At 55.6% G+C, this 25,609-nt stretch carries 26 protein-coding genes; 10 read left to right on the top strand and 16 right to left on the bottom strand.

Going from position 1 to position 25,609, the window contains the following annotated elements:
• Window positions 1-122: 122 nt before the first annotated feature.
• Window positions 123-1,442, bottom strand: a complete 1,320-nt coding sequence (gene mepM, locus ACMYSK_RS03155) for a murein DD-endopeptidase MepM (RefSeq protein ID WP_434640154.1) — start codon at window positions 1,440-1,442, stop codon at window positions 123-125.
• A 15-nt stretch (window positions 1,443-1,457) separates the two neighbouring features.
• The gene (znuA, locus tag ACMYSK_RS03150; RefSeq protein ID WP_434640152.1) at window positions 1,458-2,402 is read right to left on the bottom strand and encodes a zinc ABC transporter substrate-binding protein ZnuA; all 945 of its coding nucleotides are present in this window, start codon (window positions 2,400-2,402) and stop codon (window positions 1,458-1,460) included.
• 78 nt (window positions 2,403-2,480) lie between these two features.
• Between znuA and znuC the strand changes: the two genes are divergently transcribed.
• Together znuC and znuB are read left to right on the top strand one after the other, a co-directional pair.
• Window positions 2,481-3,233: a zinc ABC transporter ATP-binding protein ZnuC gene (znuC, locus tag ACMYSK_RS03145; RefSeq protein ID WP_434640150.1), complete on the top strand. Its 753-nt coding sequence runs from the start codon at window positions 2,481-2,483 to the stop codon at window positions 3,231-3,233.
• Window positions 3,233-4,018, top strand: a complete 786-nt coding sequence (gene znuB, locus ACMYSK_RS03140) for a zinc ABC transporter permease subunit ZnuB (RefSeq protein WP_434640148.1) — start codon at window positions 3,233-3,235, stop codon at window positions 4,016-4,018. The genes znuC and znuB overlap by 1 nt, the downstream gene beginning before the upstream one ends.
• Window positions 4,019-4,102: 84 nt before the next feature.
• On the opposite strand, the gene ruvB is transcribed toward znuB, so the two are convergent.
• The 6 genes from ruvB to aspS form a co-directional block, all read right to left on the bottom strand.
• Window positions 4,103-5,113, bottom strand: coding sequence for a Holliday junction branch migration DNA helicase RuvB (ruvB, locus tag ACMYSK_RS03135; RefSeq protein WP_434640146.1), 1,011 nt, complete (start codon window positions 5,111-5,113; stop codon window positions 4,103-4,105).
• A gap of 8 nt (window positions 5,114-5,121) precedes the next feature.
• Window positions 5,122-5,733 carry a Holliday junction branch migration protein RuvA gene (ruvA, locus tag ACMYSK_RS03130; protein ID WP_434640144.1) on the bottom strand — a complete coding sequence of 204 codons (612 nt, stop codon included), beginning with the start codon at window positions 5,731-5,733 and terminating at the stop codon, window positions 5,122-5,124.
• A 79-nt stretch (window positions 5,734-5,812) separates the two neighbouring features.
• The gene (gene ruvC, locus ACMYSK_RS03125) at window positions 5,813-6,334 is read right to left on the bottom strand and encodes a crossover junction endodeoxyribonuclease RuvC (RefSeq protein WP_004864044.1); all 522 of its coding nucleotides are present in this window, start codon (window positions 6,332-6,334) and stop codon (window positions 5,813-5,815) included.
• 154 nt (window positions 6,335-6,488) lie between these two features.
• Complete coding sequence (locus ACMYSK_RS03120) at window positions 6,489-7,229, bottom strand: YebC/PmpR family DNA-binding transcriptional regulator (protein ID WP_434640142.1); 741 nt, start codon at window positions 7,227-7,229, stop codon at window positions 6,489-6,491.
• Between the two features lie 49 nt (window positions 7,230-7,278).
• Entirely contained in the window at window positions 7,279-7,734 is a 456-nt protein-coding gene (gene nudB / locus ACMYSK_RS03115) for a dihydroneopterin triphosphate diphosphatase (RefSeq protein WP_434640140.1), read from the bottom strand.
• 1 nt (window position 7,735) lies between these two features.
• The gene (gene aspS, locus ACMYSK_RS03110; RefSeq protein ID WP_434640139.1) at window positions 7,736-9,523 is read right to left on the bottom strand and encodes an aspartate--tRNA ligase; all 1,788 of its coding nucleotides are present in this window, start codon (window positions 9,521-9,523) and stop codon (window positions 7,736-7,738) included.
• Window positions 9,524-9,791: 268 nt separating this feature from the next.
• Here aspS and ACMYSK_RS03105 point away from each other — a divergent pair, with 268 nt between their 5' ends.
• Genes ACMYSK_RS03105 through cmoB form a run of 5 tightly spaced genes read left to right on the top strand, consistent with a single transcriptional unit; the run spans window position 9,792 to window position 13,415 of the window.
• On the top strand, window positions 9,792-10,358 hold the full coding sequence (locus tag ACMYSK_RS03105; protein WP_434640137.1) for a hydrolase: 567 nt from the start codon (window positions 9,792-9,794) through the stop codon (window positions 10,356-10,358).
• Window positions 10,355-11,173, top strand: coding sequence for a DUF72 domain-containing protein (locus ACMYSK_RS03100; protein WP_434640136.1), 819 nt, complete (start codon window positions 10,355-10,357; stop codon window positions 11,171-11,173). Before ACMYSK_RS03105 ends, ACMYSK_RS03100 begins: the two co-directional genes overlap by 4 nt.
• A 53-nt stretch (window positions 11,174-11,226) precedes the next feature.
• Entirely contained in the window at window positions 11,227-11,622 is a 396-nt protein-coding gene (locus tag ACMYSK_RS03095) for an MAPEG family protein (RefSeq protein ID WP_434640134.1), read from the top strand.
• A 39-nt stretch (window positions 11,623-11,661) separates the two neighbouring features.
• Entirely contained in the window at window positions 11,662-12,405 is a 744-nt protein-coding gene (gene cmoA / locus ACMYSK_RS03090; RefSeq protein ID WP_434640133.1) for a carboxy-S-adenosyl-L-methionine synthase CmoA, read from the top strand.
• Window positions 12,402-13,415 (top strand): tRNA 5-methoxyuridine(34)/uridine 5-oxyacetic acid(34) synthase CmoB, encoded by a 1,014-nt coding sequence (cmoB, locus tag ACMYSK_RS03085; RefSeq protein ID WP_434640131.1) that lies wholly within the window; start codon window positions 12,402-12,404, stop codon window positions 13,413-13,415. The genes cmoA and cmoB overlap by 4 nt, the downstream gene beginning before the upstream one ends.
• 88 nt (window positions 13,416-13,503) lie before the next feature.
• On the opposite strand, the gene cutC is transcribed toward cmoB, so the two are convergent.
• Window positions 13,504-14,247 carry a copper homeostasis protein CutC gene (gene cutC / locus ACMYSK_RS03080; RefSeq protein ID WP_434640129.1) on the bottom strand — a complete coding sequence of 248 codons (744 nt, stop codon included), beginning with the start codon at window positions 14,245-14,247 and terminating at the stop codon, window positions 13,504-13,506.
• Window positions 14,248-14,322: 75 nt separating this feature from the next.
• A complete protein-coding gene (locus ACMYSK_RS03075) occupies window positions 14,323-14,892 on the bottom strand; it encodes a VOC family protein (RefSeq protein ID WP_434640128.1) in 570 nt (189 codons plus the stop codon).
• Window positions 14,893-15,124: 232 nt separating this feature from the next.
• Here ACMYSK_RS03075 and argS point away from each other — a divergent pair, with 232 nt between their 5' ends.
• A complete protein-coding gene (gene argS, locus ACMYSK_RS03070; protein ID WP_434640126.1) occupies window positions 15,125-16,858 on the top strand; it encodes an arginine--tRNA ligase in 1,734 nt (577 codons plus the stop codon).
• Between the two features lie 260 nt (window positions 16,859-17,118).
• Here the strand turns inward: argS and ACMYSK_RS03065 are convergent, their stop codons facing one another.
• The gene (locus ACMYSK_RS03065) at window positions 17,119-18,258 is read right to left on the bottom strand and encodes a glycoside hydrolase family 88/105 protein (protein ID WP_434640124.1); all 1,140 of its coding nucleotides are present in this window, start codon (window positions 18,256-18,258) and stop codon (window positions 17,119-17,121) included.
• A gap of 4 nt (window positions 18,259-18,262) precedes the next feature.
• The gene (locus tag ACMYSK_RS03060) at window positions 18,263-19,846 is read right to left on the bottom strand and encodes an MFS transporter (protein WP_434640122.1); all 1,584 of its coding nucleotides are present in this window, start codon (window positions 19,844-19,846) and stop codon (window positions 18,263-18,265) included.
• Between the two features lie 73 nt (window positions 19,847-19,919).
• Between ACMYSK_RS03060 and ACMYSK_RS03055 the strand changes: the two genes are divergently transcribed.
• Window positions 19,920-20,048 (top strand): hypothetical protein, encoded by a 129-nt coding sequence (locus ACMYSK_RS03055; protein ID WP_434640120.1) that lies wholly within the window; start codon window positions 19,920-19,922, stop codon window positions 20,046-20,048.
• Window positions 20,049-20,206: 158 nt separating this feature from the next.
• Window positions 20,207-20,635: a universal stress protein UspC gene (gene uspC / locus ACMYSK_RS03050; RefSeq protein WP_434640118.1), complete on the top strand. Its 429-nt coding sequence runs from the start codon at window positions 20,207-20,209 to the stop codon at window positions 20,633-20,635.
• 39 nt (window positions 20,636-20,674) lie between these two features.
• On the opposite strand, the gene otsA is transcribed toward uspC, so the two are convergent.
• From otsA to araG, 4 genes are all read right to left on the bottom strand, one after another.
• Complete coding sequence (gene otsA, locus ACMYSK_RS03045; RefSeq protein WP_434640116.1) at window positions 20,675-22,099, bottom strand: alpha,alpha-trehalose-phosphate synthase; 1,425 nt, start codon at window positions 22,097-22,099, stop codon at window positions 20,675-20,677.
• Complete coding sequence (gene otsB / locus ACMYSK_RS03040; RefSeq protein WP_434640114.1) at window positions 22,074-22,877, bottom strand: trehalose-phosphatase; 804 nt, start codon at window positions 22,875-22,877, stop codon at window positions 22,074-22,076. Before otsB ends, otsA begins: the two co-directional genes overlap by 26 nt.
• A gap of 161 nt (window positions 22,878-23,038) precedes the next feature.
• On the bottom strand, window positions 23,039-24,019 hold the full coding sequence (gene araH / locus ACMYSK_RS03035; RefSeq protein ID WP_434640112.1) for an L-arabinose ABC transporter permease AraH: 981 nt from the start codon (window positions 24,017-24,019) through the stop codon (window positions 23,039-23,041).
• 14 nt (window positions 24,020-24,033) lie between these two features.
• Entirely contained in the window at window positions 24,034-25,548 is a 1,515-nt protein-coding gene (gene araG, locus ACMYSK_RS03030; RefSeq protein WP_434640111.1) for an L-arabinose ABC transporter ATP-binding protein AraG, read from the bottom strand.
• Window positions 25,549-25,609: the final 61 nt, after the last annotated feature.

Below are 25,609 nucleotides of genomic sequence, written 5' to 3'. Positions count from 1 at the left end.
TGCAAGCTCCAGCCATATTAGCCGCAACCCGAATAAGTCTCGGTATAGTTTAGCGATACGATGGGGAACCTACAAAAGAAAAAGCCGGCGCGCGACAGGCACCGGCTTTCATTGGCATTCTGCTAGTCAAATCGCAGCTGCGGTATGACTTCTTTGACCTGGGCCAGATAATCCGTGCGATCGGAACCGCTCAGCCCTTCAGTACGCGGCAGTTTCGCCGTTAGCGGGTTCACCGCCTGCTGGTTAATCCACACTTCATAGTGCAGATGCGGACCGGTAGAACGCCCGGTGTTGCCAGACAGCGCGATGCGGTCACCGCGTTTCACTTTCTGCCCCGGTTTCACCAGCAGCTTGCGCAGGTGCATATAACGGGTGGTGTACGTACGACCATGGCGAACGGCAACATAATAGCCCGCCGCGCCGCTGCGCTTAGCCACCACCACTTCACCATCGCCGACCGCGAGAACCGGCGTCCCTTGAGGCATCGCGAAATCAACGCCGCGATGTGGGGCGACGCGTCCGGTTACCGGATTCAGACGACGCGGGTTAAAGTTCGACGAGACGCGGAACTGACGCGCCGTCGGGAAGCGCATAAAGCCCTTCGCCAGACCGGTACCGTTACGATCGTAGAACTTACCGTCTTCGGCGCGAATCGCGTAGTAGTCTTTGCCCTCTGAACGCAAACGCACGCCCAGCAACTGGCTCTGTTCCCGTTTACCGTCAAGCATTTCGCGCGACATCAGCACCGAGAATTCATCACCTTTTTTGAGCTTACGGAAGTCCATCTGCCACTGCATCGCTCTGATCACCGCGCTCACTTCCGTACTGGTGAGCCCGGCTTCACGGGCGCTGGCAACGAAGCTGGCGCCAACGGTCCCTTTCAGCACGTTGTTGACCCAATCCCCTTTCTGCAGCTCACTGCTCATTTTAAAGCCGTTAGCCACCCGGTTATAGGTGCGCGTTTCACGACGCGACATTTCCCACGTCAGGCTCTGCAAATCTCCCTCCGCCGTTAACGTCCACGACAGCTGCTGACCAATTTTCAGGTTACGTAACTCTTTATCAGCGGAAGAGAGCTGGGCGATGTCGCCCATGTCGATACCGTACTGGTTAAGAATGCTGCTCAGCGTATCGCCGGTAGAGACCACATATTCGTGACCGTTTGAATCGCTGTCGGCTTTATCGTCCAGTTCATCCTGAGGAATGGCCTCTTCTTCCTGCGGCGCCTGATCGATAGGCTCGGAGGCTTCCGGCAGCAGAGAGCGAATTTCGCTTTTTTCCAGCTCAATCGTCCTGACAATAGGGGCGGATTCCGGATGGTAGATGTAGGGTCGCCAGACGGCGACCGCTAATGTCAGAACGCTCAACGACCCCAGCATGACGCGGTGAGGTCGTGGCAAATTGTTGAATGCCTGAGTGACAGCGCGGGCTATCTGTTGCACGTATTCACTTCCTCGTTAATCTCCTTTCAGGCAGCTCGAATACTGTTTCGCCAGTTGGTCAAGGAACTGCGGGTAACTTTCTTTACCCAGCTTAATTCCAATGCCAAGCGGGTCCAGAGTCCCCATGCGCACAGAGGTGCCTCTGGCAACAGCTTCTATAACGGCTGGCCTGAACTGTGGCTCAGCAAAAACGCAAGTCGCTTTTTGCTCAACCAGCTGTGTTCTGATTTCGTGTAAACGCTGCGCACCAGGCTGTATTTCAGGGTTAACGGTAAAATGACCCAAAGAGGTCAGACCGTAGTGTTTTTCAAAGTAGCCATAGGCATCATGAAAAACGAAGTACCCTTTACCTTTCAGCGGTGCGAGCTCGTTACTCACCTGCTTATCCGTTGAGGCTAATTTTGCCTCAAATTCTTTCAGGTTAGCGTCAAGTTTGGCTCGACTCTGCGGCATAAGTTCCAATAATTTATCGTGGATTGCAACCGCTGAAAGCCGCGCTATCTCTGGGGATAACCACAGATGCATATTGTAAACACCGTGATGGTGATCGCCGTCACTATTTTCACCTGCGGCGTGTTCGTGGCCATGTTCGTCATCGTCATCGTCCGCCCCTTTCATGAGCAACGGTTTCACGCCGTCCAGCTCAGCAATGGTCACCTTTTTATTCGACGCAATGCTTTGCGTTGACTTGTCCATAAATGCTTCCATCTCTGGACCAATCCAGACCACTAAGTCTGCGTTCTGTAAGCGTTTTACATCAGAAGGACGTAATGAGTAATCATGCTCCGAGGCGCCGTCAGGCAGCAGAACCTGGGTGTCTGTCACCCCATCAGCGATAGCGGAAGCGATAAAGCCTAAGGGTTTCATTGAGGTAACCACGGCGGCATTCGCCGTAGACGTCTGAGTGAACAAAAAAACGGCGCCAAGTCCAGCGCAAAGAAGCGTATTTTTATGTAACATAATGCGTCTAATCATCGTAATGAATGAGAAAGATGTGATATTATAACATTCACTGGCTTGTGCAACCCCTAATTTGACATGACAAATCTTGTAACTCTGGAAAACGTCTCGGTCGCCTTCGGCCAACGACGCGTACTGTCTGACATTTCGCTGACGCTAAAGCCCGGCAAAATTTTGACCTTACTCGGCCCCAATGGTGCGGGAAAATCGACGCTTGTGCGGGTGGTTCTTGGACTGCTGGCACCCACTGATGGTGTTATCAAGCGTGAGAATAATCTGCGGATTGGCTATGTCCCGCAAAAATTACATCTTGATGCCACGATGCCGCTGACCGTCAGCCGATTCCTGCGCCTGCGCCCCGGCACCCACCGGCAGGATATCCTGCCGGCGCTGAAACGTGTCCAGGCCGGGCACCTGATAGAAGCACCGATGCAAAAACTCTCCGGCGGCGAGACTCAGCGAGTGCTGTTAGCCCGCGCCCTGCTGAATCAGCCACAGCTGCTGGTGCTTGACGAACCTACGCAAGGCGTCGACGTGAACGGGCAGGTTGCCCTGTACGATCTGATAAACCAGCTGCGCCAGGAGCTTGATTGCTCGGTGCTGATGGTCTCCCACGACCTGCACCTGGTGATGGCAAAAACCGATGAGGTGCTGTGCCTGAACCAGCATATCTGCTGCTCCGGCACGCCAGAAGTGGTCTCCATGCATCCGCAGTTTATCTCGATGTTTGGCCAGCGCGGTGCGGAACAGCTGGGTATTTATCGCCACCATCATAATCACCGCCATGACCTGCAGGGGCGGATTGTACTGCGTCGGGGAAATGAGCGCTGATGATTGAACTTCTGTTACCCGGCTGGCTGGCCGGGATTATGCTTGCCTGCGCGGCTGGCCCGCTAGGGTCATTTGTCGTCTGGCGCCGCATGTCTTATTTCGGCGATACCCTGGCCCACGCTTCTTTACTTGGCGTTGCCTTCGGCCTGCTTCTTAACGTGAATCCGTTTTATGCGGTGATCGCCGTGACCTTAATGCTGGCTGGCGGTCTGGTGTGGCTCGAAAAACGTCCGCATCTGGCGCTGGATACTTTACTGGGGATTATGGCGCACAGCGCGCTGTCGCTTGGCCTGGTGGTGGTCAGCCTGATGTCGAATATTCGCGTCGACCTGATGGCCTATTTGTTTGGCGATTTGCTGGCGGTGACGCCGGAAGATTTGATCTCTATCGCCATCGGCGTGGTTATCGTGCTGGCCATTCTGCTTTCGCAGTGGCGCAACCTGCTGTCGATGACGATCAGCCCTGACCTCGCGTTTGTCGATGGCGTGAAGCTGCAGCGGGTGAAACTGCTGCTGATGCTGGTCACCGCGCTGACCATTGGCGTTGCCATGAAGTTCGTCGGGGCGTTGATTATTACCTCGCTGCTGATCATTCCTGCCGCGACGGCCCGCCGCTTTGCCCGTACGCCGGAGCAAATGGCCGCTGTTGCCGTTGGGGTGGGAATCGTGGCGGTGACCGGGGGGCTAACCTTTTCGGCGTTTTACGATACGCCCGCCGGCCCGTCCGTAGTACTGTGCGCCGCCGTGCTGTTTATCTTCAGCATGATGAAAAAACCCGCATCCTGAGTGGCGTTTTCCCCGGTCACGCAATGCGCGCCGGGGTATGACACCAGGCCAGACCACACCGGATCTGGCCTGACGGGATGAGGATTAGGGCATTGCCGGCGGCGTGATGCCAAAGTGATTCCACGCACGTACCGTCGCCATACGACCTCGCGGCGTGCGCTGTAGAAAGCCTTGCTGAATCAGATACGGCTCCAGAACGTCTTCGATGGTTTCCCGCTCTTCACCAATCGCCGCTGCCAGGTTATCCAGCCCCACGGGGCCGCCGAAGAACTTATCGATTACCGCCAGCAGCAGTTTCCGGTCCATATAATCAAACCCTTCGGCGTCAACGTTCAGCATATCCAGCGCCTGAGCGGCAATTTCCAGCGAGATGCTACCATCGTGGCGCACCTCGGCAAAATCGCGAACACGACGCAGCAGGCGGTTGGCGATACGCGGCGTACCGCGCGCGCGACGCGCCACTTCCAACGCCCCGTCTTCGCTCATTTCCAGCCCCATATAGCGGGCGCTGCGGCTGACAATATGCTGCAGGTCAGCGACCTGATAAAACTCCAGCCGCTGGACTATGCCAAAGCGGTCACGCAGCGGCGAGGTTAACGACCCTGCCCGCGTCGTGGCGCCAATCAGGGTAAACGGCGGTAGATCGATTTTGATCGAACGCGCCGCTGGCCCTTCGCCGATCATAATATCCAGCTGATAGTCTTCCATCGCCGGATACAGTACCTCTTCCACCACCGGTGAAAGACGGTGTATTTCATCGATAAACAGCACGTCATGGGGTTCGAGATTGGTCAGCATGGCGGCCAGGTCACCCGCCTTCTCCAGTACCGGACCTGAGGTGGTACGCAGGTTGACGCCCATTTCATTGGCGACAATATTTGCCAGCGTGGTTTTCCCCAATCCCGGCGGGCCAAAGATCAGCAGGTGATCGAGCGCATCCCCGCGCAGCTTCGCCGCCTGGATAAAAATCTCCATTTGCGAACGCACCTGCGGCTGACCGACATACTCTGCCAGTAATTTAGGGCGGATTGCGCGGTCGGCCGTCTCTTCAAACCCGGCGCTGTCTGCCGATACCAGCCTGTCTGCTTCAATCATCCCTTACCTCACAACGCAGCGCGGAGCGCTTCGCGAATTAGCATTTCACTGTTGGCGTCCGGGCGAGCGATTTTACTCACCATCCGGCTGGCCTCCTGAGGTTTATAGCCCAGCGCCACCAGCGCGGCAACCGCTTCCTGCTCGGCATCATCGTCAGACGGGCCGGCTGGTGAAGTCAGCACCAGATCCGCCGCCGGTGTAAACAGGTCGCCGTGCAGGCCTTTGAACCTGTCTTTCATTTCAACGATCAAACGCTCTGCGGTTTTCTTCCCGATCCCCGGCAGTTTCACCAGGGCAGCCAGCTCTTCACGCTCCACGGCGTTAACAAACTGCTGTGCCGACATACCAGAGAGGATAGCCAGCGCCAGCTTTGGCCCTACACCGTTGGTTTTAATCAGCTCTTTAAACAGGGTGCGCTCCTGCTTGTTGTTAAAACCATAGAGAAGCTGCGCATCTTCGCGGACGACAAAATGGGTAAAAACGATCGCTTCGTTGCCCACATCCGGCAGTTCATAAAAACAGGTCATCGGCATATGTACTTCATAGCCCACGCCTCCCGTTTCCAGTAATACAAGCGGGGGTTGTTTTTCGAGAACGATGCCTCTGAGTCTGCCTATCACATGGAACTCCTGCGTTAAGGGCTAAAGTATCTGCGGTATCATAAAAAAAGGCTGGATGAATATCCAGCCTGATTTGACGTTATCGTAAGCGTCCACGCGCCAGATTGAGCCGCGTTTCGCTGATCTGAGCCGCGTTCTGACTGACGTGGCAGTGGGTAATGGCGATGGCCAAAGCATCCGCCGCATCCGCCTGGGGGTTGGCGGGCAGCTTAAGCAGCGTGCGCACCATGTGCTGGACCTGGCTTTTTTCCGCACTGCCGATGCCGACAACGGTTTGCTTTACCTGCCTTGCCGCATACTCAAAGACCGGCAGGTCCTGATTCGTTGCCGCGACAATCGCCACACCTCGCGCCTGCCCCAGCTTCAGCGCTGAGTCGGCGTTTTTCGCCATAAACACCTGTTCAATGGCGAAATAGTCCGGCTGAAACTGGGTGATAATTTCCGTCACGCCAGCATAAATCAGCTTCAGGCGGGATGGTAAATCGTCGACTTTGGTCCGAATACAGCCGCTGCCAAGGTAGCTCAGCTGCCGTCCGACTTGACGAATCACGCCATAGCCGGTAATCCGTGACCCCGGGTCAATACCGAGAATAATCGCCATCACGCCTCTCCGGTAACAACTAACCTCTGAGACCCTGAATATTTCAGTTCACAGCCAGGCAACCGCGCTGCGAATCCCCGGGAGCGTAGATTAACTACGTGACCGGGGTTAGCGAGGAGCGTCAACGCCGCTGTGGGCTGAAAAATTACGGGGATCACAGCGTAGCTGCGACCTCATCAGAGATCTCGCCGTTATGATAAACTTCCTGCACGTCGTCGCAGTCTTCCAGCATATCGATCAGACGCAGCAGTTTTGGTGCGGTTTCCGCATCCATATCTGCTTTGGTCGACGGAATCATGGAGACCTCAGCCGCATCAGCCTTCAGGCCAGCCGCTTCCAGCGCATCACGCACGGCACCCATCTCTTCCCACGCGGTATAGACGTCAATCGCGCCGTCGTCATAGGTCACCACGTCTTCAGCACCGGCTTCCAGTGCGGCTTCCATGATGACGTCTTCGTCGCCAGCTTCAAAAGAGATGACCCCTTTTTTGCTGAACAGATAGGCCACGGAGCCATCGGTGCCGAGGTTACCGCCGGTTTTGCTGAAGGCATGACGCACTTCGGCAACGGTACGGTTGCGGTTGTCGCTCAGGCATTCAACCATGACCGCGGTGCCGCCAGGGCCGTAACCTTCGTAAATGATAGTTTCCATGTTCGCGTCATCGTCGCCGCCTACGCCACGGGCGATAGCACGGTTCAGGGTGTCGCGGGTCATGTTGTTAGACAGTGCTTTATCCACTGCCGCACGCAGACGCGGGTTTGAAGCGATATCGCCGCCGCCCAGACGCGCAGCGGTAACCAGCTCACGAATAATTTTAGTAAAGATCTTACCGCGTTTGGCATCCTGTGCCGCTTTGCGGTGTTTGGTGTTGGCCCATTTACTATGACCTGCCATAAAAAACTCTCCAAAAATGCCTGCTTCCCGCAGCCTTTCGACCTGCAAATCACCGGGAAGATGAGTCGGCGTTAATTACAAATTCTTCAATCGCCTGCCGGTTACTCCACGACTTGGTTAATGCGGCGGCTTCTGTCGCATTAACCCAGCGGTAATCCAGATGCTCCGTAAAGACAATCTGGCGTTCATGAGGGAGCGCAAGACAGAACCAAAACTCCGTATTGCGCTCAACGCCCGGCGCGTAGCGATGACGTAAATGAGAAAATATCTCGAAATCCACCGTGCGCTGACAGTCCATTAAGGTCAGTTGCTCGCAAGCAACATCAATCGCGACCTCTTCCTTTACTTCACGCACGGCGGCTTGCGCTGCGGTCTCTCCCACTTCCAGACTGCCGGTTACCGACTGCCAGAAAGCGGGATCGTCGCGTCGCTGCAACATCAGCACCCGCTTCGTATCTTCGGCATAAATGACCACCAGAACGGAAACGGGAAGCTTGAATGACATCTTACTTATTCTCCGGAGACTCTTTTGTCTCTTTCGCCACAACCTGAATACCTAACTCACCCAGAGAAGCCGGGTTAGCAAAGCTCGGAGCTTCTGTCATCAGACAGGCCGCTGCGGTCGTTTTCGGGAAGGCAATAACGTCACGGATATTATCGGTACCGGTCAGCAGCATCGTCAGACGGTCAAGGCCGAAAGCCAGACCCGCGTGCGGCGGCGTACCGTACTTCAGCGCATCCAGCAGGAAGCCGAATTTTTCACGCTGTTCCTGTTCGTTGATGCCCAGAATACCAAAGACCGTCTGCTGCATTTCACCGCTGTGAATACGCACGGAACCGCCGCCCACTTCGTAACCGTTGATCACCATATCGTAGGCGTTCGCAATCGCGGTTTCTGGCGCGGCTTTCAGCTCATCTGCGGTCATATCTTTCGGCGAGGTGAACGGGTGGTGCATCGCGGTCAGGCCGCCTTCACCATCGTCTTCAAACATCGGGAAGTCGATAACCCACAGCGGCGCCCATTTGGTTTCGTCGGTCAGGCTCAGGTCTTTACCCAGCTTAAGACGCAGCGCACCCAGCGCATCGGCAACCACTTTTTTGGTATCCGCGCCGAAGAAAATCATGTCGCCATCCTGGGCACCGGTGCGCTCAAGGATAGCGTCAACGATTTCAGCGTTGAGGAATTTTGCCACCGGGCTGTTGATACCTTCGAGGCCTTTCGCACGCTCGTTGACTTTCATGTAAGCCAGGCCCTTCGCGCCATAGATCTGGACGAATTTGCCGTACTCATCAATTTGTTTGCGGGTCAGCGCCGCACCGCCAGGCACGCGCAGAGCGGCAACGCGCCCTTTGGCATCGTTGGCCGGGCCGGAGAAGACGGCAAATTCAACCGCGTTTACCAGATCGGCAATATCAACCAGCTCCATCGGGTTACGCAGGTCCGGCTTATCAGAGCCGTAACGGCGTTCGGCTTCAGCAAAGGTCATGATCGGGAATGCGCCCAGATCAACACCTTTCACGTCCAGCCACAGCTTATGAACCAGCTCTTCCATCACCTCACGCACCTGCGGCGCAGTCATAAAGGAGGTTTCTACGTCGATCTGGGTGAATTCCGGCTGGCGGTCTGCACGCAGGTCTTCGTCACGGAAGCATTTAACTATCTGATAGTAACGGTCAAAACCGGACATCATCAGCAGCTGTTTGAACAGCTGAGGCGATTGCGGCAGCGCGTAGAATTTGCCTTTGTGAACGCGGCTCGGAACCAGATAGTCACGCGCCCCTTCCGGGGTTGCTTTAGTCAGCATCGGGGTTTCGATATCGAGGAAACCGTGATCGTCCATAAAGCGGCGCACGAAGCTGGTGATTTTCGCACGGGTTTTCAGGCGCTGGGCCATTTCCGGACGACGCAGGTCCAGATAGCGGTATTTCAGTCGTGCTTCTTCGGTGTTGACGTGATTGGAGTCAAGCGGCAGCGCTTCTGCACGGTTGATGATCGTCAGCGAAGAAGCCAGTACTTCGATATCACCGGTCGCCATCTCGCTATTGACGTTTTTCTCGTCGCGCGCACGCACGGTACCGGTGATTTGGATGCAGAACTCATTGCGCAGTTCGGAAGCCAGCTTTAATGCCTCCGCACGATCCGGATCGAAAAACACCTGCACGATGCCTTCGCGGTCACGCATATCAATGAAGATAAGGCTACCAAGATCACGACGACGGTTGACCCAACCACACAGAGTCACCTGCTGCCCCACGTGGGACAGACGGAGCTGTCCGCAATATTCTGTACGCATGAGATATCCCTTAACTTAGCCGCAGGCGGATTGTTGCCTGCCTCGCAGGCGACGGAGTCGCAGCTTTAGCTGAATGTCACAACTGAATGAAAAAAGGCGGTCATTATAATAGAATTTCCGCCGCACGATAAGCCCGATGCAGTTTGTACGTTGCTTTGCTGTACGCTTATTGCCTGTGCTCACAAAAATTAACAAAAATTGTTACCCATGAGCGGGATCGGCAACGGTATTGTAACGGCCAAACCACTGAAGAAGATACGGGGATACCATGTTAGAACTCAATGCGAAAAAAACGGCGCTCGTCGTCATCGACCTGCAAGAAGGTATTTTACCTTTCGCCGGCGGGCCGCATCGTGCAGATGAAGTGGTGGCACGCGCCGCCCGCCTGGCTGAAAAGTGTCGCCAGCAGGGTTCACCGGTGATCCTGGTCCGCGTTGGCTGGTCCGCTGATTTTGCCGAAGCGTTGAAGCAGCCGGTTGATGCCCAGACCGGCGCACACGCGCTGCCGGGAAACTGGTGGGACTGGCCGGCGGCATTAGGTAAGCAGGAGAGCGATATCGAGGTGACTAAACGCCAGTGGGGCGCCTTCTATGGCACCGATCTTGAGCTGCAGCTCCGCCGTCGCGGCATCGAGACCGTTATCCTCTGCGGCATTTCCACCAATATCGGCGTGGAGTCTACCGCGCGTAATGCCTGGGAACTGGGCTTCAATCTGGTTATCGTTGAAGACGCATGCAGCGCGGCGTCAGCCGACCAGCATCAGGGCAGCATGACGCATATTTTCCCGCGCATCGCCCGCGTGCGCAGCACTGAGGACGTTCTCGCCGCCTTATGATCTATATTGGGCTCCCGCAATGGTCGCACCCGCAATGGGTGCGGCTGGGCATCACCAGCCTTGAAGACTATGCTCGCCACTTTAACTGTGTGGAGGGCAACACGACCCTTTATGCCCTGCCAAGGGCAGAGATAGTCACCCGCTGGTATGAACAAACCCACGATAATTTTCGCTTCTGTTTTAAATTCCCGGCCACTATTTCGCACCAGGCTGCACTGCGCCATTGCGATGACTTATGCCACGAGTTTTTTACTCGTCTGGCGCCGCTGGAGACGAGAACAGGCCAGTACTGGCTACAGCTGCCCGCCACCTTCGGCCCCGGCGACCTGCCCGCTTTGTGGCAGTTTCTTGACGCTTTGCCGGCTCAGTTCACCTATGGTGTCGAAGTGCGGCATCCGGAGTTTTTTGCCAAAGGCGACGCCGAACAGGCTCTCAACCGCGGGCTGCATCAGCGCAACGTCAATCGTGCCATTCTCGACAGCCGCCCGGTCCATAGCGCCGTGGCGCGAAATCCGGCGATGCTCGACGCCCAGCGTAAAAAACCCAGGCTCCCGGTTCATGCCGTGGTTACGGCGGGTAACCCGCTGGTGCGCTTTATCGGCAGCGACGACATGGCACAAAATCACCGGCTGTTTGGCGTCTGGCTGCAAACCTTGCCCAAATGGTGCCAGTCCACCACGCCCTATTTATTTCTCCACACCCCGGACATCGCTCAGGCCCCGGAGCTGGTCAGCACACTATGGGATGATCTACGCCGGGTGATCCCTGACGTCGGTGCCGCACCGTCAATTCCGCAGCAGACCGCGCTTTTCTGATATCCTGCTATGCTAATCGGAGCCATCTGAAAGAGTAAAAGGGAGTTTTTTGTATGGTCAGCGCGCTGTACGCGGTGTTGGGTGCGTTATTGCTAATTAAGTTTTCTTTTGATGTCGTCCGTCTGCGCACGCAATACCACGTCGGGTATGGTGATGGAGGGTTTAGCGAGCTGCAGGTTGCTATCCGCGTGCACGGCAATGCCGTTGAGTATGTGCCCATTGGCATCATTCTGCTGCTGTTTATGGAGATGAATGGCGCGCAGAACTGGATGGTACACGTCTGCGGTATTTTACTGATTGCCGGACGACTGATGCACTCCTATGGTTTTCACCACCGGCTCTATAGCTGGCGCCGCTCGGGAATGAGCGCCACCTGGAGTGCCTTGTTGCTGATGGTGCTCGCGAATCTGTGGTATATGCCCTGGGAGTTGGTTTTCTCCTTACATTAGCGCACAATACGCCGTTTTCGTTTTTTCGGGTTTAACGTTATGTCTCACCGCGATACGCTTTTTTCCGCGCCGATTGCCAGTCTCGGCGACTGGACCTTTGATGAACGGGTTGCTGAAGTCTTCCCGGATATGATCCAGCGCTCTGTTCCCGGCTATTCCAATATTATTTCCATGATCGGCATGCTGGCTGAACGCTTCGTTCAGCCCGATACTCAGGTTTACGATCTCGGCTGTTCGCTCGGAGCGGCAACGCTCTCTATCCGGCGTAACATTGCTCACCCGGGCTGCAAAATTGTGGCGGTGGATAATTCTTCTGCCATGGTTGAACGCTGCCGTCGCCATATCGATGCCTACAAAGCGCCGACCCCCGTCGAGGTAGTAGAAGGCGATATTCGGGATATCACTATCGAGAACGCCTCCATGGTAGTGCTGAATTTTACCATTCAGTTTCTTGCCCCCGATGAGCGTCAGGCCATTCTGGATAAAGTTTACCAGGGCCTGAATCCCGGTGGTGCACTGGTGCTGTCCGAAAAGTTCAGCTTTGAGGATACCCACGTTGGCGAACTGCTGTTCAACATGCACCACGACTTTAAGCGCGCCAATGGCTACAGCGAGCTGGAAATCAGCCAGAAACGCAGCATGCTGGAAAACGTCATGTTGACCGATTCGGTTGAAACGCACAAAACACGCCTGCGTAAAGCCGGTTTTGAACATGCCGAATTGTGGTTCCAGTGCTTTAACTTTGGTTCACTGGTGGCAGTGAAGTCCGAGGAAAAAGCATGATCGATTTCAGTCATTTTTATCAGCGCATTGCCGTCAGCCCGCTCTCCCACTGGCTGGAGACGCTGCCCGCCCAGGTTGCAGCCTGGCAACGTGAAGCGCTGCACGGCAAATTCCGCGAATGGGAGCGGGCCGTCGAGTTTTTACCTGAACTTGCGCCGTATCGTCTGGACCTGCTGCATAGCGTCACCGCCGAAAGCGAAACGCCGTTAAGCGAAGGGCACCGGTTGCGTGTAGAGAACCTGCTTAAAAACCTGATGCCCTGGCGCAAAGGGCCCTACTCGCTGTATGGCGTGAACATCGACACCGAATGGCGTTCTGACTGGAAATGGGAACGCGTCTTGCCACACCTTTCCGATTTGACCGGGCGTACCATTCTCGATGTCGGCTGCGGCAGCGGATATCACATGTGGCGCATGATCGGCGCGGGCGCGCACCTGGCGGTCGGGATAGACCCGACTCAGCTGTTTTTATGCCAGTTTGAAGCGGTGCGCAAACTGCTGGGCAACGATCAGCGTGCCCACCTGCTCCCGTTGGGTATTGAGCAACTGCCGGCGCTTAACGCCTTCGATACCGTTTTTTCGATGGGCGTACTGTACCATCGCCGCTCGCCGCTCGACCATTTATGGCAGCTCAAAGACCAGCTGGTCGACGGTGGTGAACTGGTGCTGGAAACGCTGGTTATTGAAGGGGATGAAAACAGCGTTCTGGTGCCGGGCGATCGCTACGCGCAGATGCGTAACGTTTACTTCATCCCTTCAGCCGCGGCGCTGAAAATGTGGCTGGAGAAATGCGGTTTTGTCGATGTGCGAATCGTCGATGTCTGCACCACGACCACCGAAGAGCAGCGCCGGACAGACTGGATGGTCACAGAGTCACTGGCTGACTTCCTCGACCCCAACGACAGCAGTAAAACGCTTGAAGGCTACCCGGCGCCGGTGCGTGCAGTGATTATTGCCAGCAAACCGGAAACCCAGCAGTCGCTGGCAAAAAAGTCAGCCGAGCGTAAATAAAGGCGAAAAAAAGACCCCTGTTGAAATTGCAGGGGCCTGGTACGGGCAATCATCATATTGGGCGACATGATGTGCAGCAAAAAACGGTTTAACTTCTCTGCGCAGAAATTATTTGCCTCATTTCTGCAACCGCCAGGCCGTTAACGGCATAGCGCGAATATTCATCTGCGTCGGCATCGGCGGACATCGACAATCCGGAATGACGAAAGCGCATTGGCGATGGCACCCAGTGCCCGGCCGAGCTGTGTACTTCTTTCACACCTGCCTGAAGAAACTTCGCCAGGTTGGCCGCTCGAACACCTGCACCAGCCATAATGGTTGGAGTATCACCCAGGGCAATAAGTTCCGTAATTAATGAAAGTCCTTTTTCAGCGCTGGCCTGTTGGCCTGATGTCAGGATTCGGGCCACGCCACAATCAGCCAGCGTGCGGTAAGCCTGATACGGGTCGGCACACATATCAAAAGCCCGATGGAACGTCACCGCCAGCGAACCCGCTACGGCCATAATTTTATTCATGCGCGCGGTATCAACCCCGCCATCCGCATCTAATACGCCGATTACCACGCCGGGAAAACCCAGCTCCTTAACCCTCGTCACATCGTCGAGCATCGCCGCGAATTCGCCTTCGGTGTAGCAAAAATCACCACCGCGTGGCCGAACAATCGGATGTACCGGAATGGTCACCGTTTCGCGCACCGTTTTCAGCACGCCCAGCGACGGAGTTAACCCCCCTTCACGCGGCGCGGCGCAAAGCTCAATTCGGTCGGCACCCTGGCGCTGCGCCTCTTGCGCGCACTCCATGCTATAACAACACACTTCCAGTAGCGTCATTACTCTCTCCTTCACGCTGCGGGCAACACAGCATGTCATGAATTATCCGTTCAAAAACCGCGTCGCTTCACACTGTTACGCATCAGATTGTTCACTGGCGACAATTTGCTCAATTGACCACGGGTGGAACTTTATCGTGACGCGGCCATCCGTAACCGCCAGAGTCGGATTTGGCAGCCGTTCACGGTCCCCTTTCGGCGAACTGGTTTTGACAAATATTCCCGGCTGACTCAACCCCTCATCCGAAAGCAGCGCCAGCGCACGAGCATTGAGTGTTTCCGGCTCGCCTGGCAGCACAATTTCGACGTGCTCCCACCCTTCATGCGGATAACGTTTTTCACCCGGCCACGGCAGCTCAACGACGCTGAATCGCCAGTGGGCCACGCAAACCGGCTCATCGAGTTTGAACAGACAGATCGGCCGACCGTTAATCGTGTTTTCCGACAGCAGCGTGCCACACTGTTCTAAACCGCGACGCCAGCGTTCCGCCGTAGCATTTTGGTGACAACGCAGGGAAATGTGGTCGGCCCCCAGCGGAGCGATATCCAGCCCGAGTCGAGTGGCGAACCCGCTTAATGCATCGGTGAAACGCGGCAGATCCGCGGAAATATCGTCGAGTTCATCAATTTGCTGCCAGTTTGCCATTTTGCACCTCAATGCACGTCAAAGGGGTGAGTAATTTAACGTGTTTCCCGGCGGCGACCAACCGGGAATCTTCCACGGGCTCCATCGAGTGGTTATTCATTAAGCGTGCCGCCCGGCGCCGCGCGCACGGTGCTGACGCATGGCTGCAAATGCAGTATACTCCTGCCCTAATTTGTCCACATTCCGGCGCTACCCCGCAGGGGTTACAGCGCCTTAAACGTAAGGTATTCCGGTGAATATTCAGGCTCTTCTCTCAGAAAAAGTCAGCCAGGCCCTGATCGCAGCAGGTGCCCCTGCCGATTGCGAACCTCAGGTCCGCCAGTCAGCAAAAATCCAGTTCGGCGACTATCAGGCTAACGGCGTGATGGCAGTAGCGAAAAAACTGGGTATGGCGCCGCGACAACTCGCAGAGCAGGTACTGTCTCATCTCGACCTTAGCGGCATTGCTAACAAGGTTGAAATCGCCGGACCCGGCTTTATCAATATTTTTCTCGACCCGGCATTTTTAGCGGAAAACGTGAACGGCGCGCTGGCGTCAGACCGCCTGGGTATCACCCAGCCGCAGGCGCAAACCATCGTCGTTGACTACTCGGCGCCGAACGTCGCCAAAGAGATGCACGTCGGCCACCTGCGTTCGACCATCATCGGCGACGCCGCCGTCCGCACGCTGGAGTTCCTCGGTCATAACGTGATCCGGGCGAACCACGTTGGCGACTGGGGCACCCAGTTCGGCATGCTGATCGCCTGGCTGGAAAAGCAGCAGCAGGAAAACGCCGGTGAAATGGCGCTGTCTGACCTTGAAGGTTTCTACCGCGATGCGAAAAAGCATTATGACGAGGATGAAGTCTTTGCCGAACGCGCCCGTAACTACGTGGTAAAACTCCAGGGCGGCGACGCTTACTTCCTGGAGATGTGGCGCAAGCTGGTCGATATCACCATGACCCAAAATCAGATTACCTACGATCGTCTTAACGTCACCCTGACCCGTGATGATGTCATGGGCGAAAGCCTCTACAACCCGATGCTGCCGGGCATCGTTGCCGACCTGAAAACGAAGGGCCTGGCGACGGAAAGCGAAGGCGCTACCGTGGTGTTCCTTGATGAGTACAAAAACAAGGAAGGCGAACCGATGGGCGTCATCATCCAGAAAAAGGATGGCGGCTACCTCTACACGACTACCGATATCGCCTGTGCGAAATATCGTTACGAAACCCTGCACGCCGACCGTGTGCTCTACTATATCGACTCCCGTCAGCACCAGCACCTGATGCAGGCGTGGACTATCGTCCGTAAAGCGGGCTACGTGCCGGAATCCGTGCCGCTGGAACACCACATGTTTGGCATGATGCTGGGTAAAGACGGCAAGCCGTTCAAAACCCGCGCCGGCGGTACCGTGAAGCTGGCCGACCTGCTGGATGAAGCGCTGGACCGCGCACGCCGCCTGGTTGCCGAAAAGAACCCGGACATGTCTGCCGATGAGCTGGAAAAACTGGCAAATGCGGTCGGTATTGGCGCGGTGAAATATGCCGATCTGTCCAAAAACCGGACCACCGACTACGTGTTTGACTGGGATAACATGCTGGCGTTTGAAGGCAACACCGCGCCGTATATGCAGTATGCCTATACCCGTGTGCTGTCCGTGTTCCGTAAAGCGGAAGTTGACGAGAAAGCGCTGGCAGCGGCCCCGGTTATCATTACCGAAGCGCGCGAAGCGCAGCTGGCCGCACGCCTGCTGCAGTTCGAAGAGACGCTGACCGTTGTAGCTCGTGAAGGAACGCCGCACGTGATGTGCGCCTATCTCTACGATCTGGCCGGCCTGTTCTCTGGTTTCTACGAGCACTGCCCGATTCTTACCGCAGAGAGTGAAGCCGCCCGTAACAGCCGCCTGAAGCTGGCGCAGTTGACCGCCAGAACCCTGAAGCAGGGTCTGGATACGCTGGGTATCGAAACCGTCGAGCGAATGTAAGCGCAAAAAAACCGGCGAATACCTCGTGCTGGTCACTTTAAGTGGCCAGCATTTTTTTATGGTTTATCGCGGACCTGGGAACCCGGCATCAGGCGAATGCCGGGTTTTTTATGGGTTTTCGTCGCCCCGGCCGACATAGCGCCGCCGGGGAAATGCCTGATGGCGCTGTGCTTATCAGGCCTGCAAAGGATTGACCCGGTATCGACACGGTCGGGCGGATGTCCATCAGGTGTCGATTTCCGTCGTTCCAGAATTCTGGCCTAACGGTATTTGCGCAGATATTCCGTCAAACACAGGATCGCCATCGCCTGCCCGTACGGCATTGAGGTGAGCGGGATCTGGCGATAAAACTCCAGATTGCTGCCCATTCCGGTACCAAACGACGTCTGCAACAGCTCACCCTGCGGGGAGATATTTTTCACAATTCCGCGAATTGCCTTCTCCGCCACCCCGGCGTAATCCCGGTTCACATAGCGTTTGCGCACCGCTTTCAGAATACCGTAAGCAAAACCGGCGGTCGCCGAGGCTTCAGGATAAGAGTCCGGGTCATCCAGCAGCGTGTGCCACAGGCCGCTGTCATCCTGGCATTTTGCCAGGGCGGAGATTTGCGCGTTCAGCACCTGGATCAGGTAACGTCTGACGGCACTGTGCTCGGGTAAATCGACCTGTTCAAGGAAGTCAGGGATCACCATCGTCAGCCAGCTATTTCCCCGCGCCCAGCGAGCCCGCGCAAAGTTATGCTGACCGTCATAGCTCCAGCCGTGGAACCACAGCCCAGTTTCCCGGTCCATCAGGTTCTGTACGTGGAGTAAAAACTGATACACTGCCTCCTCTACATACTGCGGACGATTGAGTAATTTACCGATTTTAGCCAGCGGCAGGACGGTCATCATCAGCGTATCGTCCCACATCTGCTGAGCGTTCTCTTCCGCCAGCGTGATGTGCTGCATCCCCCCGTGTTCCGTACGCGGCATTTCATACATCGCCCATTCTGCCCAGCTGTCTAGCCAGGGCAGATACTCTGGCTTCTTCGTCTCTTCGTAGCGCCAGGCCAGGGTCAGAAATGGCGCCATGGTATTAACGTTTTTGGTGGTCGCCCCCTCGGCGAAACGGTCGGCAAACCAGCTGTCGATAATATCGCGCATCGCCGTATCTCCGGTCTGCTGGTAGTACTGATAAATACCGTACAAACCCACGCCATGCGTCCACTCCCATCCGGCCCACCCTTTGGTATCTATAACCCGCCCGTCGTCCAGGCGCAGCAGAAATGTCCCCGCGTCATCGCGAATATTGACCAGGTTATGAGTCACTTTTTGGATCAGCGCCTGCAGTTCACTGCGGGCAATAAAATGCTCCGGCTGACGCAGCAACGGGCTGTGTTTGACAGGCCAAACCTTCATATTTTTAACCTCGGTTGTATGTCGATTTCATTTCAGCACCCTGCTTAAGCGATGGCGCAGCAGGCTTATTGCGGTTCAGATAACCAATATTGTTGTTTCCCCACAGCGCGTCGTAAGGCATGCCGGCCAGCATCTCGACTACCGCGCGATCCTCCGCCGTCGCCAGCTCCGGCTGCGCACGACCTGACTGGCGCATTTTGTGCGTTTCGGCCCGCAGCACGCTGTGTGTCGCGAGATTCAGTCTGAAGCGCAGAGAAACCAGGAAACCGCAGGCCAGCACCAGCAGCGTGCCGACGCTCAGAATTAACAGAATGGTGTGGCTCACTTCATAAGGCTGGGTCTTCTGCCCGGAGACAAACCCGGAGAGCTGCATAATTATCCCCACCAGCATAATCGCCCCCGCCTGGGATGCTTTTCGCGTCAGCGTCATAATGCCGGCAAAAATCCCTTCGCGACGCTGCCCGGTAATAACCTCATCCACATCCGCGATATAGGTATAGATATTCCATGGCACATAGTTGATCCCGCCACGTCCAAGGCCCGCAACGGCCGACACCAACAGCAGCAGCGAGTAGACATCGCTCAGCCCGGCATAGTAGAGCACCGCATAGGACAGCGAGCTCAGACCAAACAGCACCACCACCATGCGATAAGAAGGCGCAGGCCCAAAGCGAATACACAGCGGGATCATGGCGATGACGGCAATAAACTGGAAGATAGCCATCGTACCCAGCAGGTTCGATGCCATTGCAGCCTCCTGCATCAGCACGAAGACCACGTAGTAGGTAAAGACGGCATTAAAGACGTCCTGGGCAATATAGCCGCCAAGGTACATACCTAAGTGCTGGCGGAAAATCTTAATCCGCAGCGTCGAACTCAGTTCAATAAACAGGCGATTGAGGCTCTGGGCCAAAGACAGATTGCGTTTCTCTTCTTCTGCCCGCAGCGCTGCTTCCGACCACTCTTCTCGCGGACGTTCCCAGGTGAAGAACCAGACAAAAGTCAGCATCAGCGCACACAGCACGGAGAAAACAAGGCTTGCGTAGAAAAAAGAGACCGCATTGTCCTTACCAAACTGGGTCAGCAGTATCCCTGGCAGGAATGACGCCAGAATAGCGGACATCTGTGCCATCGAAATGCGGGCGCCGGAGAATTTCGTTTTTTGTTTAAAGTCATCCGTCATTTCCGGCACCAGCGTTTCATAGGGCACCAGAATCATGGTGTAGACAATATCGAACAACAGATAGGTAAGCAGGTAATACCAGAATCCCATGTCGCCAACCCACATGATGGAGTAGCTGAACACACAAGGAATACCGAGCAAAATAAAGAATTTGCGCCGACCGAAGCGCTTGCCGAGCCACGTTGTCCCGAAGTTATCGGTCAGGAAGCCCATCAGCGGGCTTATCACCGCGTCAAGCACTCTCGCCGTAGCGAAAATCAATGTCGCCTCGATAGGAGAGAGGCCGCAGAAGGTGGTGTAGAAGTAGAGTAGCCAGGCCGCAGTCAGCGCTGTCGTCCCGGCTCCGAGGAAGTCGCCCGATCCATAGGCAAGATAGTTAGCCAAACCGATTTTACGTGTTTTCATCGCCGTAAATCCTGTGTCTTTTTTTTAGAGAACTCCGACAAACTTTCTGGCTCAGCCAAAAGGGAGTTGATATATGGCTACAGTAGAAGCATGGGAAAAGGGATACCTTTTCATTTTTGCCAGACCTCGCCCAACCGTGGCAAAGATACAAAGAGTTGGCGGACACGCATCACCGATTTATAAAACAGCTTTTCTTTTATAACAAAACCAAGGACCGCAATAGTAACTCAGCTCACTGAGAGGTGATTTTTCCTCCCCAGGAATCGTGCGGCGGATGTGTGATGAACGGGTCTTGCGGGATATTAAAAATGGGAGTAAAGAAAGTATGAAGGGTTATTTCGCGTATCTAAAGGAGGCCTGATGTCCTACTCTCATCTGTTAGTCGCCGTCGCCCCAACGCCGGAAAGCAGCGTGCTTATCAATAAAGCGGTCTCCATTGCGCGCCCGCTGGATGCCAAAGTCAGCCTGATCACGCTGGCCACCGATCCGGAGCTATACAACCAGTTTGCCGCGCCGATGCTGGAAAATCTGCGGGATTTAATGCATGAAGAAACGCGTGATTTCCTCTCACGACTGGCGAAAGACGCTGATTACCCTATCGATAAAGTTACGATTGCCAGCGGCGAGCTTAGCCACCACATCAAAGATTTTTGCCAACAGCATCGCGTGGACCTGGTGATTTGCGGCAATCACAACCACAGCCTGTTTTCGCGCGCGACCTGCTCGGCGAAGAGCATCGTCGGCAGCAGCGGCGTGGACGTTTTGCTGGTTTCGCTCGAAAAAGGCTAACGCCCAGGGGCGTTAGCCTTTACCTCACTGATGCCGTGCCTAAGCCAGTTTGGGGAACGTTGAGACTTGACGTTGTAATCGGCTTTCCTCACTGCGCGGTTCAATCTGCTTTAGATCCGTGATGAACCGTGCCTGCCAATGATGAATATCATTATCCTTGATCACCGCCAGCATCTGAGCATGGCGCGCGATACGTTCCGCCAGCGGCATCGTCAGGCCGCGATCCAGCGCCGCCGCTACCTCGTCGCGATCGTAGGGATTGACGATCAGCGCACTGGTCAGCTCGTTCGCCGCACCGGCAAACTGCGACAGGACCAGGACACCCGGATTCTGCGGGTCCTGTGCGGCAACAAACTCTTTCGCCACCAGATTCATCCCATCGCGCAGCGGCGTCACTAATCCGACATCGGAATAGCGGAACACCTTCATCAAGAGTTTGCGTTCAAAATGTTGATTCAGATAATACAGCGGCGTCCAGCCCAACTGACCATACTGGCCATTGATTCTCCCGCTGGCGGTCTCCAGCTGATGGCGGATATCCTGATAAGCCTGCACCTCACCGCGTGAGGTTGGCGCAATCTGCGTATAGCGAATCTTGCCATGATGCTGCGGGTATTTTTCCAGCAGGGCTTCAAAGGCAAGAAAGCGCTCCGGCAGGCCTTTGGAATAATCCAGCCGCTCAACGGAGAAGATATTTTGCACGCCTTTGAGCTCACTTTTCAACTGCGCCAGTTTTGGCGGCAGCGGCCCCTTTGCACTTCGCGCAATCTCGTCAGGGTCGATGCCTATCGGATAGACCTCGGTACGAAAATGTTTGCCCCAGGCCTCATGACATCGGCCATCTCGCGTCACAACCCGGGTCTGTAATGAGATACTATCAAGAAATGCCAGCCTGTCATTCTCGGTCTGGAAGCCAAGCAGATCGTAGTCACCGAGCTGCTCCAGAAGCTCAGCATGCGGAGGCAGCGCGTTAAAAATCTCTGGCGTCGGGAACGGAATATGCAAAAAGAAGCCAATGCGATTATTGACCCCGAGCCTGCGCAGCTCGCTGGCAAAAGGCAGCAGATGATAATCATGGATCCACAAAATATCATCGGGTTCTATCAGCGGCAGAAGCTTTTCCGCCAGCGTCGCATTGACCCGCAGGTAGCCTTCCCAGGACGGGCGCTGAAAGTCCACCAGATCCAACCGATAGTGGAATGCGGGCCACAGCACGCCGTTGGAAAACTGATTGTAGTATTCGTCATGGTCCCGCGCATTGAGTGTAAACGAGGCCCAGGTGATATTCCCGCGCGTCACCTTAGTGAGCGGTTTCTGGTCATCCCCAATCTCCCCACTCCAGCCAAACCACAATCCTCCCGCAGCCTTCAGCGCCCCCAAAATACCGACGGCCAGGCCACCCGCGCCGGCCTTTTTATCATCAGGTGGCGCAATACGATTAGATATTACGACTAAGCGCCCCATAACCCTCTCTCCTGTCTTTTTGCGCATCGGATTGTTGCTTATTATTTGCGATGCTGTTGAGCCAATTCTGAACGGCCGCGACATCCGGCAGACGCCACTGCGCCTGGGTGTCACCCTTGCCAACTTTTACCGACATACCGCCAAGCTGATTCACCACGTGAAAGCCGGATTCATCCGTCAAATCGTCGCCGACGAATACCGGTTTGCGCCCCTGAAACGGCGCTTCCTGCATAAACGTGGCGATCGCTTCTCCTTTATTCACCCCGCGCGGTTTGATCTCCACCACACACTTGCCCAGTTGCAACGCCAGAATGGGGTAACGCTTGACGATTCCCTGGGCGAGCGACAGTGCCGCGCTCTGAAATGCCGGAGCCTGGCGATAATGCAACGCAAACGCCATCCCTTTGTGTTCCAGTTCGCATCCGGGCATCGTATCCAGCGCCGCGCGTAGCTGCAGATCCAGCGCCTTGAGCAGCGCATCCGGCAGCGTGACGATGTGCGTTTTACCATTGATATCGCGGCGTTCAGCCCCGTGAACCCCGGCCAACGGCAGCCGATAAGGACGGGTAAGCGCATCAAGCTCCGACATAGAGCGCCCTGAAATCAATGCCACCGCGCCTTCCTGCTGCTGCACGAGCTGCTGCAGCGCCTGAAGCGCATGGGCGGGAATAACAACCTGATCGGGATGAGGTTTGATATCGGCAAGCGTGCCGTCGAGGTCAAAGAAAAATGCATGATGTTCCGTTGGCACAGGCGGTACAGATATCTGGTCAGCCACCCTGTTCTCCTCCTTTCATGGCCAGCGCAAAGCTGGTTGTTAAAGAATTGTTAGCCATGTAAGTATAGACAGTGTGACCGGGATCGCCATTTTTGATAGTTATCGCCAGCGCAGCGGGCACCGGCGATAATCAAGGAGTAAACTGAAAGGTTGGGGGATAATTAAGCCGCCCGTTTGGCTTTTTGTTTGTAACGGTCGAAGATGACCGCCGCCAGCAAAATTACGCCACGCACCACATATTGAGAAAATGGCGAGATATTCAGCAGGTTCATCGCGTTCTCTACGGTACCGAGGATCAGGATCCCGGCCACCACGTATGAGATCTTGCCGATCCCGCCCTTCAGCGACACGCCACCCAGCACGCAGGCTGAAATCACGATCAGCTCATAGCCTATCGAGGTCATCGGCTGGCCACTGGTCATTCGCGAGGCGAGAATAATCCCTGCGGCGGCAGACACCAGGCCTGAGATCACGAAGATAATAATCTTGGTCCGGACGACCGGAACCCCCGCCAGACGAGCCGCCTCTTCATTACCCCCGATAGCCAGAGTATTGCGGCCAAAGGTGGTTTTGTTGAGCAGTAAACCGAAAACGATCAGGCAGGCGACGGTCAGCCAGATCGGCGCCGGCAGGCCAAACCAGTTGGCATAGCCTAAGGTAAAGAAGCGCTCGTCTTCGATACCCACGGCTTTCCCGTCGGAGATAATATAGGCCAGGCCGCGCACAATCTGCATCGTGGCCAGGGTCGTGATCAGCGCATTAATTTTCAGCCGGGCAATCACGAAACCGTTAACCAGTCCGCTAATTGCCCCCAACAGCAGACCGGCGGCAATCCCTATCCACATGCTTTCTGTCAGGTTAATCACCACCGCCGTCGTCACGCCAGCACAGGCGATGACCGACGCCACCGACAGGTCAAAGTCACCGGATGCCAGGCAAAACAGCATGCCGCAGGCCACCATACCGGACATCGAAATCGCCAGGCCCAGCCCTTTCATATTGATAAACGAGGCAAAATTAGGCACAAAAATCACGCAGCCGAGAAACAACACGGCAAAAACTACCAGCATGCCAAACTGATCCCAGATTCGGCTAAAGCTGAACGAAGATCGGCGGGCATTCGGGGTGGTAACAGAGGACATTGTTGACTCCTTACTCAGGCGACAGCCTGGCTCACTTTTGGCATCGCAAGGCTTAACGCCCGCTGTTCGTTGGCATCTTCATGCAGCAGTTCGCCCGCCACCTCGCCCTCGCGCATAACCACGATACGATCGGCTACGCCAAGCACTTCGGGTAAATCGCTGGAGGCGAAAACAACGGCGACGCCAGAAGCCGCCAGCGCATAGATGACGTTATAGATTTCATGTTTGGCTCCCACATCAATACCGCGGGTCGGCTCATCCAGCAGGATCACTTTCATCTCTTCCGATAGCCAGCGTCCCAGGATCGCCTTCTGCTGATTACCGCCGGAGAGATTCATAATCAGCTGCTCGGGACCTGGCGTCTTGATATTGAGGGACTGGATATGGTGCCTGGCATTCTGCGCTTCCCAGCCATTATTGATGATGCAGCCCGCGTGAATATGCCGGCGTCGGGCGCTGATATTGATATTGTCGCGTACGGAGTGAACAGGAATAATCCCCTCTGCTTTGCGGTCTTCCGGACACAGCATCATACCGGCCTGAATGGCCTGCGCCGGTTTGCGGATGTCAATTACCTGCCCGTCGATGTATACCTGACCGCCGGTGATACGCGTTCCGCCGAATAACCCTTTCATCAGTTCACTACGCCCGGCGCCCACCAGCCCAAAGAGGCCGACAATTTCCCCGCTCCGCACCGACAGATTCACCGGCCTGCGCACGCCAGGTGCTTTGACCTGATCCAGGCGCAGGCGCTCTTTACCATATTCGCGCGGTTTCCAGCCGTAGACATCGCCCAGCTCGCGCCCCACCATCGCCTGCACCAGCGCATCATGACTCACGGTTTGCATATCATCGAAGGTACGCACGTAGCGACCATCTTTAAATACGGTAATCGCATCGCTGAGCGCAAAGATCTCCTCCATGCGGTGCGAGACATAGATAATGACACGCCCCTCTTCGCGCAATTCACGAATGACGCGGAACAGATGGTCGATCTCACGTGCGGAAAGCGAACTGGTCGGTTCATCAAACGCGATAACTTTTGCGTTGCGGGTTAGCGCTTTGGCAATCTCCACCATTTGCCACTGGCCGATGGAGAGGTATTTCAGCGGCGTTTCCGGGTCGATATCCAGCCCCAGATGCTCCAGCTGCAGGCGAGCTTCATAGTTGAGTAGCGAGCGGTTGACCAACCCGTACTTATGCGGGATTTGGCCAAGGTAGATATTTTCCGCGACGGTCATTTCCGGGATCAGGTGCAGCTCTTGATAAATAATCGCCACCCCGGCGTTAAGCGCCTCGGTGGTATTGTTAAATACGCGCGGTTGCCCGCCAATCTGCAGGTCGCCAGCGGTAGGGAAATAGTTGCCGCTGAGAATCTTCAGCAGCGTCGATTTTCCGGCGCCGTTTTCCCCCATCAGGGCGTGGATCTGTCCGCTATAGCAGTCAAAGCTAATGTCGGTCAGCGCCTTAACGCCGGGAAACGTCATGGTAATACCGCGAAATGAGAGATAAGGGGTAGACTGTTGCATCACGACTCCGCTCTTCTGTGCTCTGCCTCCCGCAGGGTGCAGGAGGCATGGTCAACCAGGC

This window comes from Klebsiella sp. I138, from assembly GCF_051131765.1.
Classification (GTDB): Bacteria; Pseudomonadota; Gammaproteobacteria; order Enterobacterales; family Enterobacteriaceae; genus Klebsiella.
This window is presented reverse-complemented; position numbering and strand designations above follow the sequence as displayed.